The 12,575-nt window shown below is 59.3% G+C and carries 14 protein-coding genes, 1 tRNA gene and 1 pseudogene; 4 read left to right on the plus strand and 12 right to left on the minus strand.

The window, feature by feature from the left end; all coding sequences use genetic code 11:
- The 3 genes from ACILRN_RS11650 to ACILRN_RS11660 all read right to left on the minus strand — a co-directional run.
- On the minus strand, positions 1-291 hold a 291-nt coding region (locus ACILRN_RS11650; RefSeq protein ID WP_395688483.1), incomplete at its 3' end, for an FAD-dependent oxidoreductase.
- Positions 288-983, minus strand: a complete 696-nt coding sequence (rpiA, locus tag ACILRN_RS11655) for a ribose-5-phosphate isomerase RpiA (RefSeq protein WP_395688485.1) — start codon at positions 981-983, stop codon at positions 288-290. The genes ACILRN_RS11650 and rpiA, both read right to left, overlap by 4 nt.
- Complete coding sequence (locus tag ACILRN_RS11660) at positions 980-2,455, minus strand: NAD-dependent succinate-semialdehyde dehydrogenase (RefSeq protein ID WP_395688487.1); 1,476 nt, start codon at positions 2,453-2,455, stop codon at positions 980-982. Before ACILRN_RS11660 ends, rpiA begins: the two co-directional genes overlap by 4 nt.
- A gap of 84 nt (positions 2,456-2,539) precedes the next feature.
- On the opposite strand from ACILRN_RS11660, the gene gph reads away from it, so the two are divergent.
- Positions 2,540-3,217: a phosphoglycolate phosphatase gene (gene gph, locus ACILRN_RS11665; protein WP_395688489.1), complete on the plus strand. Its 678-nt coding sequence runs from the start codon at positions 2,540-2,542 to the stop codon at positions 3,215-3,217.
- Between the two features lie 45 nt (positions 3,218-3,262).
- A tRNA-Val gene (locus ACILRN_RS11670) sits at positions 3,263-3,338 on the plus strand.
- Between the two features lie 78 nt (positions 3,339-3,416).
- Here the strand turns inward: ACILRN_RS11670 and ACILRN_RS11675 are convergent.
- From ACILRN_RS11675 to ACILRN_RS11705, 7 genes are all read right to left on the minus strand, one after another.
- Positions 3,417-3,995: an HdeD family acid-resistance protein gene (locus ACILRN_RS11675; protein WP_395688491.1), complete on the minus strand. Its 579-nt coding sequence runs from the start codon at positions 3,993-3,995 to the stop codon at positions 3,417-3,419.
- Positions 3,996-4,387: 392 nt separating this feature from the next.
- Entirely contained in the window at positions 4,388-4,750 is a 363-nt protein-coding gene (locus ACILRN_RS11680; RefSeq protein WP_395688493.1) for a cupin domain-containing protein, read from the minus strand.
- Between the two features lie 34 nt (positions 4,751-4,784).
- Complete coding sequence (locus ACILRN_RS11685; protein ID WP_395688495.1) at positions 4,785-5,630, minus strand: ABC transporter permease subunit; 846 nt, start codon at positions 5,628-5,630, stop codon at positions 4,785-4,787.
- Positions 5,627-6,559 (minus strand): ABC transporter permease, encoded by a 933-nt coding sequence (locus ACILRN_RS11690; protein ID WP_395688497.1) that lies wholly within the window; start codon positions 6,557-6,559, stop codon positions 5,627-5,629. The genes ACILRN_RS11685 and ACILRN_RS11690 overlap by 4 nt, the downstream gene beginning before the upstream one ends.
- 3 nt (positions 6,560-6,562) lie before the next feature.
- Complete coding sequence (locus ACILRN_RS11695; protein WP_395688499.1) at positions 6,563-7,663, minus strand: ABC transporter ATP-binding protein; 1,101 nt, start codon at positions 7,661-7,663, stop codon at positions 6,563-6,565.
- A 7-nt stretch (positions 7,664-7,670) separates the two neighbouring features.
- Entirely contained in the window at positions 7,671-8,777 is a 1,107-nt protein-coding gene (locus ACILRN_RS11700) for a polyamine ABC transporter substrate-binding protein (protein ID WP_395688501.1), read from the minus strand.
- 70 nt (positions 8,778-8,847) lie between these two features.
- The gene (locus ACILRN_RS11705) at positions 8,848-10,059 is read right to left on the minus strand and encodes an aromatic ring-hydroxylating dioxygenase subunit alpha (RefSeq protein ID WP_395688503.1); all 1,212 of its coding nucleotides are present in this window, start codon (positions 10,057-10,059) and stop codon (positions 8,848-8,850) included.
- A gap of 99 nt (positions 10,060-10,158) precedes the next feature.
- On the opposite strand from ACILRN_RS11705, the gene ACILRN_RS11710 reads away from it, so the two are divergent.
- Positions 10,159-10,800 (plus strand): TetR family transcriptional regulator C-terminal domain-containing protein, encoded by a 642-nt coding sequence (locus tag ACILRN_RS11710; protein ID WP_395688505.1) that lies wholly within the window; start codon positions 10,159-10,161, stop codon positions 10,798-10,800.
- 7 nt (positions 10,801-10,807) lie between these two features.
- On the opposite strand, the gene ACILRN_RS11715 is transcribed toward ACILRN_RS11710, so the two are convergent.
- Positions 10,808-11,224, minus strand: a complete 417-nt coding sequence (locus tag ACILRN_RS11715) for an OsmC family protein (protein WP_395688506.1) — start codon at positions 11,222-11,224, stop codon at positions 10,808-10,810.
- 30 nt (positions 11,225-11,254) lie between these two features.
- The gene (locus ACILRN_RS11720) at positions 11,255-11,806 is read right to left on the minus strand and encodes a HutD family protein (protein ID WP_395688508.1); all 552 of its coding nucleotides are present in this window, start codon (positions 11,804-11,806) and stop codon (positions 11,255-11,257) included.
- A gap of 103 nt (positions 11,807-11,909) precedes the next feature.
- Between ACILRN_RS11720 and ACILRN_RS11725 the strand changes: the two are divergent.
- Positions 11,910-12,575: pseudogene (locus ACILRN_RS11725) on the plus strand (Enamidase); the annotation flags it as partial.

Raw genomic sequence — 12,575 nt, forward strand, 5'->3', positions numbered from 1 at the left:
CTTGTTGAGGCGATCAATCTCGCGGTCCTTGTTGGCCACCAGGGTGCGCCAGTCGAAGGCAACATTCCCGGTGGTCCAGCCGAAGCCTACCGCATCCTCGAAGGCCTCGGCAAATTGAGAGGCGTAGACGAATAGCTTTTTGGGCACGCAGCCACGGATGACACAAGTACCTCCGACACGAAATTCTTCGGCAACTGCAACCTTTGCGCCATGGCGCGCCGCAACCCGGCCAGCACGGACTCCGCCGGAACCAGCGCCGATCACGAAGAGATCATAGTCGTAGCCGCTCATCCCTTGCGGAAGGTCTTTACGCCGTCATCGGTACCCATCAGCACGATTCCGCAAATATCGACGAACAAGCCATTTTCGATCACGCCAGGGATCACGTCGAGCAGCGCATCAAGCCTGCCAGGTTCCGGAATTGCGCCAATTGAAACATCGATGATGGCGTTGCCACTATCAGTCACAAAAGGCTTGCCCTCCTTCAGGCGCAAGACGAGTTTGCCCTTCAGATTGCAAATCTTTAGCGCGCGCTCAATCTTCCAGGCTGTAGCGTTGACTCCAAATGGTACGACTTCCACTGGCAGCGGAAAACGCCCAAGCGTATTAACTTTCTTGGACTGATCTGCAATCACCACCATGTAACGGGAAGATGACGCCACGATCTTCTCGACCAACAACGCGCCACCGCCACCCTTGATAAGCTGGAAGCTGCCATCAAATTCGTCTGCGCCATCCACTGTGACATCAAGATAGGGATGCTTCTCGAGCGTGGTCATCGTCAGGCCAAGATCACTGGCAAGCTTGAACGTTGCACGCGACGTGGCAACACATTCGACATCCAGACCACTCTTGGCCCGTACGGCTAATTCGCGGATGAAGTGATTTGTAGTACTGCCCGTACCCAGCCCCACCTTCATTCCGGGTTTGACGTAGTCAAACGCAGCCAGCGCTGCGGCTTTTTTCTGATCTTCTGTTGTCACGTGTTGAGCCCGCCCATGAGCATGTATTTCATTTCAAGATATTCCTCGACGCCATGGTGAGAACCCTCACGGCCAAGACCTGACTCCTTGACGCCACCAAATGGCGCCTCGGCAGTCGAGATGATCCCCTCGTTGATGCCTACCATGCCGTATTCAAGTCCCTCCGCAACGCGCCAGACCCGGCCGATGTCGCGCGAATAGAAGTAGCATGCAAGACCAAATTCGGTGTTGTTGGCCATCGCGATTGCTTCTGCCTCGGTCTTGAACCTGAACAGTGGCGCAACAGGGCCGAAGGTCTCCTCGCGGGCCACTGCCATGTCAGGCGTCACATCGCGCAACAGTGTGGGTTCAAAGAAATTGCCCCCGAGCGATTTGCCCCCGGCCACCAGTTTCGCGCCCTTCTTCACCGCATCGTCGATATGTTCCTGAACCTTGGCTATCGCAGCCTTGTTGATAAGCGGGCCGGTTGTGACGCCCTGCTCCGTACCATCGCCCACCTTCAGTTTTTTCACTGCCTCGGCAAGCTTGGCCGTAAACGTATCATAGACGCCATCCTGCACGAGAATGCGGTTGGCGCAGACACATGTCTGTCCGGCATTGCGATACTTTGACATCATCGCGCCCTGAACGGCGGCATCAAGATCCGCATCATCAAAAACGATGAATGGCGCATTTCCGCCGAGCTCGAGTCCGACCTTCTTGATGGTAGGCGCGCACTGCGCCATGAGAACGCGGCCCACCTCAGTCGAACCAGTGAAGGTCAGCGCACGGACGATAGGGTTTGAGGTCATCTCAGCGCCAATCTCGCGGGATACGCCCGTTATGATGGAAAATACACCCGGCGGTATACCGGCGCGTTCCGCCAGTTCGGCCAGGGCCAGCGCCGAATATGGGGTTTCGTTGGCTGGCTTGCAGACAAAGGTACAACCCGCTGCCAGTGCCGGGCCCGCCTTGCGGGTGATCATGGCATTTGGGAAGTTCCACGGCGTGATGGCCGCCACCACGCCAACGGGCTGTTTGATCACCACCATTCGGGCGGCAGGCCACGGCGAGGGGATGGTTTCGCCATAGATTCGCTTGCCTTCCTCGGCGAAGAATTCGATGAACGACGCGCCGTAGGCTACTTCACCGCGCGATTCGGCCAGAGGCTTACCCTGTTCGGCGGTCATGATCTGGGCCAGGTCTTCCTGGTTTTCCAGCATCAGGTTGAACCACTTGCGCAGAATGGCCGCGCGCTCCTTTGCGGTCTTCCTGGCCCAGTCCTTCTGGGCTCGCTGTGCGGCTTCGATGGCCTGGCGTGTTTCAGTTGCCCCAAGCCTTGGCACCGAACCTATCACGCTATCATCAACCGGGTTGGTGACGTCAATGGTGGCCGAGCCCGCAACCCACTTGCCATCAATGTAGCATTTCTCCTTGAGGAGAGACGTATCCTTCAGTATGCCGCGCAGAGCCTGGGTCTTGCGGATATCCATGCCGAGATCTCCTGTCGTTCGGGTGGCGGGGTCTTAGCACGGACCCGGGGATTTCACCAACCCGCCAGATTTCCGGAGGTTCCTTTGCCAGATCGCGCCGTGATCTTTGATCTTGACGGCACTCTTGTCGATACCGCCCCAGACCTGATGCGGGCCACCAACCACGTTCTGGCGGGGCTGGGCCGGCGGCCTATCAGCATGGATGAGGTGCGGGCGTTTGTCGGCCATGGCGCGCGCGCACTGTTGACGAGAGGCCTCAAGGCGACGGGAGGCCTGCCGGAAAACTATAATGTCGAGCCTGATTACGAGAGGTTCGTGGCTTTCTATTCCCGCAACATCGCGCAAGACAGCGCAGCCTTCCCAGGCCTGGTGGCGCTGCTTGAGAGGCTGCAACGTGAGGGTTTTGCACTTGGCGTGTGCACCAACAAGCTGGAGGGCCTTTCGAACCAGCTGCTGGAGGCCCTCGATCTCTCCCGGTTTTTCGGTGCAGTGGTTGGACCGGATACGCTGGGCGTCGCCAAGCCCGACCCCCGCCCCTTCCTTGAAACCGTCTCCCGTCTGGGCCTGGCAGAACCTCAGGCAGTGATGGTGGGCGACAGCGAGACCGACATCCTGACGGCCAGGAATGCCGGGGTTCCGGTTATCGCCGTTCCATTTGGCTACACCCCGAGGCCTGTGGCAGAGTTTGCACCGGACATGATGATCACCCATTATGATGAGGCCTATGAGGCCATTGTAAGCCTGCTGCCGCCTCGTCCTTGACTTGGCTGACGCCTTCCGCCTATACGCCGCTGATCCCTTGGAGACGGGCGATTAGCTCAGTTGGTAGAGCACTGTGTTCACATCGCAGGGGTCACTGGTTCGAGTCCAGTATCGCCCACCATCGTTTTTAGGCCCATAACTGCAAGCTCGCAGGAAAGCGGCCCCTTCGGGGCCGCGCAACCATGCATTCATCCGTTCTTCAGTGTGCGTGCGAACGGAGTCGGATAGCCAGAATGCTGAGGATGACACCAGCAATGATTGCGTAAGCACCAATCACCCAGATGATGGCTAGCGCGCCCTCTCCCGGCTGCATCCACACGAAGATACCAAACAGCACCGAAATGGCGCCATGCAGGATCAGCATCCATTCATTGTCGATTTCATTGCGCAGCCGTATGGCGCCAATGATCTCGAAGATACCGGACACGATCGCCCAAGCGGCGATCAGCATCAACAGGGCAACCGCCGTAAGGCCCGGCCACGCAAAGGCGACGATCCCGGCCAGCACGCCAACAATGCCGACCACCGCAAGCCACCAGCGGTTGGTTGCTGCACCGCCGGAGATGGCCGCAAAAATCGCGAACAGCCCATCGACCAGTGCATAGGCACCATAGAGAATGATCAGGCTCAACACCGTGATGCCAGGCCAGGTAAAGGCCAGGATACCGAAAACGATGCTTGCGATGCCGCGCAGCAGCAGCATCCACCAGTTCTTCGCCAGACTGTGGAGAACCAAGGCTCCAGGTCCAAGGTTGCCAGCGCCGTATGAGTTGTTCATGTCTTCCCTCCTTGCGATACACCCGCCCTTGTAGGCTAGTTCATTTGGACAAAATCCCCAAGCACTTACGCTCAAAGACACGCCGCATGACAATCCGGGCTCTGCCAGAAAAGAAAGCGCCCGCCGGTTCCGAGGCGGAAGACCAGGCGGGCGAAGTGTGCGAAGAAGCTGCCGGGATCACCAACCCGCTTCAAGGCGGAATCTAAGCCGATTTGGTTTAGAATCACCAGAAGCGGCCGGCCCGCCTGCCGGGCCATCCAATTCAGGCGAACTGGATTTTTCCGAGTCGAGCCAATGACTTGACTGAGCCATGCAAAATGGGAAAGCCACGCCTTACATTTCGAGAGACGTCCTGTGGTTGTCTGAAATGCCTTGCAGCAATCAAGAATAGATCATTCGACTGTCGTCTCAGGACCGGCGATATGTACGGCAAGCAGGCAACCCTCTGGCGTGTATGAACTGTGCTCGGTGCCATCGCGCAGCCACACGAGATCTCCCTTGCGCAATACGGTGCCGTCATTCTCGATCAGTTCGCCGTCGAGAATCAGAAACTGCTCATGGCCGTTGTGGCGATGCGGTCGCGTCGTCATGCCGGGCGGCATGCGGTAAACATGAAATCCAACGCCAAGCGGCTCGGCGTCGTTGAGTTGCAGCACACTGTCTCCAAGCTTGGTCCCATCCGGAAACACGAAAGGTTCGAAGGCAGCGTCATAGATGTTGGCAACGCGGCGGTCTGCCGGTTTTACAGGTTTCATCTTGGTTGTGTCTCCATGCGGGAAAGTTGGCATATCATCCTGCAGCACCTTGCGAAAGCGCCGACTGTACATCGCGCTCACGACGCTTCTCTGCACGATGCATGATCAGCGTGGCCATGACAACACCAACAGCGACGAGGCCGATGATTACCGTTGCAAGCGCATTGATGTCGGGCGTCACGCCGAGCCGCACCTTGCTCCAGATCAGGATCGGCAGCGTGGTTGAGCCGGGCCCCGTGGTGAAGCTGGTGATGACCACATCATCCAGCGAGATGGTAAAGGCCAGCAGCCAGCCGGAGACCAGCGCTGGCGCGATCACCGGCAGCGTGACGTCGAACAACACCTGCCAGGGCCTTGCCCCGAGGTCCATCGCCGCCTCCTCCAGGGCGATATCCATTGAAGACAGGCGTGACTGCACGATGACCGTTACATAGGTCATGGAAAACGTGATGTGCGCGATCGTGACCGTCGTGAAGCCGCGCGATCCTGGCCATCCAACCCATTCCGCCATGAGAATGAAGAGCATGAGCGAGGAGATGCCAGTGATTACTTCCGGCATCACGAGCGGCGCCGTGACCAGACCCGAAAGAACCGTCCGGCCGCGAAAGCGTCTGAAGCGAGCCAGTGCGATACCCGCCATGGTGCCAAGAATGGTGGCAAGCGTAGCACTGACGAGGGCAATCTGCAGCGACAGAATGGCAGCCTTCAAAACCTGCTCGTTTTGCAGCAATTTGCCATACCATTGCGTAGAGAAGCCGCCCCAAACAGTCACAAGCCGCGACTTGTTGAAGGAGAATATGATGAGCGAGAAGATCGGCACATAGAGGAAGGCGAACCCGAAACACAGGCAGGTGATCAGGAAGGTGGAGCGTCGCTTCATGCCCGGCCCTCGGCACTGTCCTGCGCGCGCTTTTCAAAATGCGCATAAGCCATGATCGGCACGACGAGCAGCATGAGCAGCGCCACCGCCACCGCGGAGGCCATGGGCCAGTCGCGCGCTGACGCGAATTCATCGCTGATGATGCGCCCAATCATCGGATCTGCCGCATTGCCCACCAGACTTGGAATGACGAGTTCCCCAGACGCGGGAATGAATACCAGCAGTCCGCCAGCGATGATCCCGGGAACGCTCAGCGGCAGGGTGATGTCCTTGAAGACCTGCCACGGACGTGAACCAAGGTCGGTTGCCGCCTCATTGAGGGTCAGGTCGAGCCTCTCGAGATTGGCGTAAAGCGGCAATATCATGAAGGGGAGATAAGAGTACACCATGACCAGCACGACGGCGAAATTGCTATTCATCATCGGCAGCGAGTTCAGCGCCTGATCGGCAGGCAGCACTGAATTGATCATGGCGGTGAGCGTCTTGTTGAACCAGCTGTTGCTGCCGAGCAACCCGACCCAGGCATAGACACGCAACAGAAAGGACGTCCAGAACGGCAGTATGACCAGCATCAGCAACAGGCTCCGCCAGCTCTTGCTGACACGCGTGATGCCGAGCGCCATGGGATAGCCGATCAGCAGGCACAGCATGGTGGCGATTGCGGCGTTCCAAAGCGAGGTCAGAAAAGCACGGATGTAGAGCGAATCGTCAATGAGCCGGTAAAAATTCTGGCCCTGAAGATAAGGCCATTCATCAAGAAATGCGATGGGCGGTGACAACTCGGCACGGCGGGCGAAGCTCATCGCAACGACAATCACAAAGGGAAGAAGAAAAAATACAATGAGCCAGAGATACGGTGCGCCGATGATCACATCTCGCCAGCCCCTGCGGTCAAACCACCGTCCTGCTCCGACGCGTGCTCTCGCCATCGGTCAGGCCTTGAGCAGAATTGCAGCCGAGGGCTCGAAGGAGAGCCATACCATTTCGCCCCAGTCAGGCGCTTCGCGCTTGTCGCCGCGTGCCCGGTTTACACTGCTGACGGAAATGAGCGTACCGGAGGCGAGTTGAACACGATACAGCGAATCCTTGCCGAAATAGGCAAGGTCCTTCACCGTGCCGGCAAGACAATTCACAGCCGCAGCCGGACGCTCGCGGCTGATCACGATCTTTTCAGGCCGCACCGCAAGGCTCATCCTGTCACCCGGCTGGGCAGACAGTTCAGCGACCCTTACCAATCCACCAAGCGCGGGCACATCAAGTGTGCACGCCTGCCCGTCAGCCACGGCTTCAGCATCAAACATGTTGATCGAACCGATGAAACCCGCGACGAAACGGCTGTTTGGCCGCTCATATATCTCGGATGGCGGCCCAACCTGACGGATCACGCCCTTGTCCATGACTGCGATCCGATCGGCAAGCGTCATGGCCTCTTCCTGGTCATGCGTAACCACCACGAACGTGATTCCGGTGCGCTGCTGAATGCTCATGATCTCGAATTGCGTGTGCTCGCGCAGCTTCTTGTCAAGCGCGGCCAGTGGCTCATCGAGCAGCAGCAGCTTAGGCTGGCGCGCCAGTGCGCGCGCAAGAGCGACGCGCTGGCGCTGGCCGCCTGACAGTTGGTGCGGCTTACGGCCACCAAACTCGGTTAGCTGCACAAGCTCTAGCATCTCACGCACGCGATCGGCACGTTCGGCTTTGCTCATCGCCTCATACTTGAGGCCGTAACCGACATTGGCCTCGACCGTCATGTGCGGGAACAGTGCATAGGACTGGAACATCATGTTCACAGGCCGCTCATAGGAGGGGATTGCCGCCATGTCCTGACCGTCGATGAAGATCCGCCCGGAGGATGGTTCCTCGAAGCCTGCGAGCATGCGCAACAACGTGGTCTTGCCGCAGCCCGAGCCTCCGAGAAGTGCGAACATCTCGCCTTTCATGATGTCAAGAGAAATACCGTCAACAGCAGTGAAGCCGCCAAAGCGCTTGCTGACAGCGTCGATCCGGATGAAGGGCAGCGGCCCCCCCACGGCCACGCTCCACTCAGCCTGACTTGATCGTTTGCCAGGCGCGCGTCATGGCACGCTCCTGCTCCTCGCTGAACGGCTTCGGCGCCCAAAGGCGCGCCTTGACCTTATCATCGGGGTAGACGGCTGGGTTCTCGAGCACTGCCTTGTCGACGAACGGCTTGGACGCCAGATTGCCATTCGCATAGTTGGTGAAGTTGGTACATTTGGCGATGACCTCCGGCTCAAGCATGTAGTCGAGGAACTTGTATGCGGCTTCCACATGCGCTGCATCAGTGGGCAGGCTAAGGCAATCAACCCAGGCAGGAGCGCCGGTTTCAGGCACATGATACTCGAGATTTATGTCCACGCCAGCCTCGGCGGCGCGCGACTTTGCCGTCGAATAGTCGCCGGACCAGTTGTTGATGACACAGAGTTCCTTGTTGGGGATGGCGTTCAGGTAATTGGTGTTATCGAAGGTTCGAATATACTGGCGAACCGGCTTGAAGGCCTCGACCACCGCCTGGTAGTCCTCAACGTTGGTGCTATCTCCGTCCTTGCCGAGGTAACGCAGCATCATTGGGAAGATATCGGTCGGACTATCGAGAACCGAAATTCCACAGTCGGCCAGTTTTGCTGCCAGCTCAGGCTTGAAGAGAAGGTCGAGCGAGTCGAGTTTCGCATCCGGAATTCGCTCGCGCAGCATGTCCATGTTGTAAGTCACGCCTACAGACCCCCACATGTAGGGGATTCCATAATTGTTGCCTGGATCGAAGCCAGAGAGAATTCGCAGCACCTCAGGGTCGAGATTGTTCCAGCCGCTGAGTTTCGTTCGGTCGACCTTCTGATAGACACCCGCCTTGACAAAATTGGGGAGAGAGATACCTGCCATCACGACAACATCATAGCCCGAGGAACCGGCAAGCATTTTTGCCTGCATCTCCTCGGCAGAACTGTAGGTGTCGTAGGTCACGGCAATCCCGGAGCGCGCCTGGAAATCCTCGATCGTTGTCTCGCCGATATAGTCGGCCCAGTTATAGACGTTGAGAACCTGGTCCTCGGCCCGGGCCCTTCGCACGTAGGGCATGGCCAGAAGCGCAGAGGCTGCCATCAGGCCAGTGGCCCGGCGTCGGTTGATGGTCATGATCTTTGCTCCTGTGCTCGTGTTGCCCTTCAGGGTCTGGCGTTCAGGTTGTTTCGGCAAGAGCCGCCTGTCAAGCCGGAGTTGCCGGTTGCCTGTCGGCGAGCAGTCCAGCGTTCAGCGCCGCGATGTCTGTTTCAGGTGGGGCTAGCGGCAAGGCCATTATGGGCAGCTGCAGACGAAGCTGATCGTGGTGACTTCGCACAGTCCGTTCGAGATCAGAGAGATGGAAACCGTCGAAGCCGCAGGACTTCATCGACTCGTTCGACCAGATGGAAAGCTGGGTGTCTTCCTTGGAGGTTGCCCTGTCGATGCGACTTGCCAGATAGCGCGCAAGTCTCTCCTGCCGCGACTCGACGGGTCGGCGGTAGATCGCGCCGCGGATGACGGTTGACTGAACCCCAGCAGGAAATTCCTGATAGAACTGTACCAGTTCGGGCGTCACGGCAATCACCGCGTTGGGAAACATCCCGTAATATCCCCAAACCTGCCGCAGACCGGGGTCAAGCCAGCTCGGCCCCCCAGTCAACGCCTGGTAATGCCGGACACTCCAAAGCCTGGCGCCCTTCCTGCCGAAGCGGCCAAGCGAGCGGCTGACCCCATCGACATAGGGCTGATCTCGATAATTCGCTCCATAGAGATCGTGCAGCGCAGGGTGAGCCATTGCCACGTGATAGCCTTCATTGTCCACGTCGCGCACCGACTTCCAGTTGACCGGCAGCCTGAGTTCACTGGCCGGACCCGCTGGAATGAGGTCGTCCATGCGGTAGTTCGCAAGCTCCGGTGCAAAGGCCGCGAACAATTCGGACACTGGCGGCTGAGATCCCGGCAGGAAGCGAATGAAGATGAAACCCATGAAGATATCGAGTTCCAGTGGCTTGAGACCAAATCGGCTGCGGTCCATGGCGCCAAAACTCTGCGGCTGGGCCGGCCCGCGCAGAGTGCCATCGATATTGTAGACCCAGCCATGAAACGGGCAGACGAAGCCACGTTTGCATTGCCCCCGCGGCTCCGTTGCGACGCGCGACCCGCGATGACGGCAAAGGTTGTGAAAGCCTCTCACCACCCCATCCTCGCCGCGCACGATCAGCGCCCTATCGTCGGCAATGTCGAGGGTGAGGAAATCGCCCGCATTCGGCAGGTCGCTCACATGACCGGCAAGCTGCCAGTGGCGACGGAACAGTACGTCGACCTCAAGTTCGAGCAAGGCCTTGCTGTGATAGGTCCAGGCGGGAAGCCCGCTACGGTCCCAGTCCGGTGTCGGAGAAGCGGCGATAAAATTCATGGACTGTGTTTCGCTTTATTTTGACTGACCTGTCAATCAAAATGGTAATCTTTTGCAATATCTTGAAATTTCGACTGAAAAGCGCTTCAAATCGGTTCAATGGTTTCGCTAGTCCCCGCAAGCCGAAAGGCCAGCCGCGCGTTCCGGAAAGAGCAGCTGATCGAGGCAACAATCGCCACGATCGCGCGCAAGGGCCTGTCGCAGACCACACTCACGGATGTGTCGGCAGCGGCGGGCGTTTCACATGGTCTTGTCAACTTCCATTTCCAGAGCAAGGAGCGTCTGCTGGCGGAAACCCTGCGTTTCATGTCGGAGGAACACCGGAGCACCTGGGCAGCCGCCCTGGCCACAGCTGGCCCCGCGCCGGCCGCCCGCCTCAACGCCCTGATCCTGTGCGAGTTCACCAGCGCCGGCCAGACGCCGGACCGCCTCACCGCCTGGTGCGCCTTCTGGGGCGAGGCGCAGAACCGGCCGCTTTATCTTCAGCAATGCGGCGACAACGACCGCGCCCACATTGAGGCTTTTGAGGAAGCATGCGCCAGCCTGATCTCGGAAGGGGGCTACAACCTGCCGCCCAAACGCGCCGCGCGCATTCTGCGGCTGACCATTGAAGGCATGTGGTTGGAATTGATGTTCTCAGCCAATCCCTATGAACCTGACGAGGCGCTGCGCACGGCCTTCACCTGCGCAGCAGCCCTGTTCCCGAACCACTTCACACAGGCCGGCCTGGTCACGCCCTGAGCGCCGGTCACTCCTCGATGATCTCGAAGCTGTGCTCGATCTTCGCCGTTTTCTCGAACATGGCGGAAGCAGAGCAATATTTCTCAGCCGAAAGAGAAACAGCCCGCTCCACATTGGCAGGCTTCAAACCCCGCCCCTTTACCTTATAAATCATCTTCACGTGGGTGAAAACCTTTGGGTCCTCCGTAGCCCGTTCGCCCTCGAGCGCGATATCGAGCCCCGTCACCTGCTCGCGCATGCGCTCTAGGATCATGACGATGTCAAAGGCTGTGCAACCGCCAAGTCCCAGCAGCAGCATTTCCATCGGACGCACGCCGATGTTGCGGCCACCCGCGTCCGGAGCGCCATCCATCACCACGGCATGCCCTGACCCCGATTCTCCGACAAAGGCCCGGCCGTCGAGCCACTGCACACGCGCTTTCATGCCTGTATCTCCTGACTTGCGCCGGGGGTTCTAGAGCAAGTGCCGGGCGCTGGAAACCAGTTTCGCTGCATACAGGAAGCCATCCGTGCCGGCGCGCACCTCACCTGCGACAACGGCTGAGTCGCCCTCGCCAAGCACCTCGCCGTTGACATCGGCTGCACCTTCAAGCGCGAAAAGCAGGATCGGGCCGTCATGGCGCAGCACACAGCCACCCGACACCACGCCGACACTGGCTGACCACTGGCCACGCCGGGTAAACAGGTTCAGCGCATGGCACGGCCCATGGCGCAGATGGCAGAACGTCGGCACGTCACAGGCAAAGGAGTGCGGCACGAAACGGCGATCTACGACAAGAGCGGGCCGCCCGTCGAACTCCAGCCTGAGGCCCTCGCCGGCAAGCAGCGTGAACACGCGGTCGACACCAGGATAGATCGAGAACGGCACATCCGTGTCGATCCGCGCAATCGCAAGGCGCCAGCCGAAGGTATCCTCACCGGGCGGCTCCGACGCGATATCCCAGGACACGCCCAGTCCGTTGCGCCAGCGGCCCTCACGCAGCGCCGTTCGGCGGATGATGTCCATGGTTTTCCCCTCCCCGCCAGTCGGCCTCGACAGCCCGGATGTCCTGACGCATCATGCATCATCAATGGCGGCGCCACGAGCCGCCCTCGTGCAGGAGAACATTATGGCGCATGACGCACAAGCCCCATCCGGCGGACCACAGAAACTGGTGATCCGCAACATTGGCCTTCTACTGTCAGGCGCGCTTGAGAACCCGATCCTCGATGCCGATACCGTGGTGGCAGAAAATGGCCGGATCAGTGCCATCGGACGTGCCAAGGAGGTCGATCAGGAAAATGCCACCCAGATCATCGATGCGAATGGAACGGCCCTGACACCGGGTCTGATCGACAGCCACGTACATCCGGTCGCGGGGGACTGGACCCCACGCCAGAATCAGCTCGGCTGGATCGACTCAAACCTCAACGGTGGCGTAACGACCATGATCTCGGCGGGCGAGGTCCACACGCCTGGCCGTCCCCGGGACGTCGTCGGTCTCAAAGCTCTGGCAATTTCGGCCCAGCGCCAGTTCGCCAATTTCCGGCCCTCGGGCGTAAAGGTTCACGCTGGGGCCCCCTGCATCGAGCCCGAGATGACCGAACAGGATTTCAAGGACCTCGCCGATGCCGGCGTCAGGCTGCTGGGCGAGGTGGGACTTGGTGGCGTCAAGGATGGTCCAACGGCCAGGCGCATGGTGGCATGGGCGCGCAAATATGGCATCCAGAGCACGATCCACACGGGCGGCCCCTCAATTCCTGGCTCGGGACTGATCGACAAGGATGTGGGGCTG

It is taken from the genome of Aestuariivirga sp. (assembly GCF_044238155.1).
Classification (GTDB): Bacteria; Pseudomonadota; Alphaproteobacteria; order Rhizobiales; family Aestuariivirgaceae; genus Aestuariivirga.

Excerpts from the sequence above, each read along its gene's own strand:
- ACILRN_RS11690 (WP_395688497.1), bottom strand. The coding sequence starts at position 6,559 with ATGGCGAGAGCACGCGTCGGAGCAGGACGGTGGTTTGACCGCAGGGGC.
- ACILRN_RS11715 (WP_395688506.1), bottom strand. The coding sequence starts at position 11,224 with ATGAAAGCGCGTGTGCAGTGGCTCGACGGCCGGGCCTTTGTCGGAGAA.
- ACILRN_RS11685 (WP_395688495.1), bottom strand. The coding sequence starts at position 5,630 with ATGAAGCGACGCTCCACCTTCCTGATCACCTGCCTGTGTTTCGGGTTC.
- ACILRN_RS11710 (WP_395688505.1), top strand. The coding sequence starts at position 10,159 with ATGGTTTCGCTAGTCCCCGCAAGCCGAAAGGCCAGCCGCGCGTTCCGG.
- ACILRN_RS11700 (WP_395688501.1), bottom strand. The coding sequence starts at position 8,777 with ATGACCATCAACCGACGCCGGGCCACTGGCCTGATGGCAGCCTCTGCG.
- ACILRN_RS11720 (WP_395688508.1), bottom strand. The coding sequence starts at position 11,806 with ATGGACATCATCCGCCGAACGGCGCTGCGTGAGGGCCGCTGGCGCAAC.
- ACILRN_RS11660 (WP_395688487.1), bottom strand. The coding sequence starts at position 2,455 with ATGGATATCCGCAAGACCCAGGCTCTGCGCGGCATACTGAAGGATACG.
- ACILRN_RS11680 (WP_395688493.1), bottom strand. The coding sequence starts at position 4,750 with ATGAAACCTGTAAAACCGGCAGACCGCCGCGTTGCCAACATCTATGAC.
- ACILRN_RS11705 (WP_395688503.1), bottom strand. The coding sequence starts at position 10,059 with ATGAATTTTATCGCCGCTTCTCCGACACCGGACTGGGACCGTAGCGGG.
- ACILRN_RS11675 (WP_395688491.1), bottom strand. The coding sequence starts at position 3,995 with ATGAACAACTCATACGGCGCTGGCAACCTTGGACCTGGAGCCTTGGTT.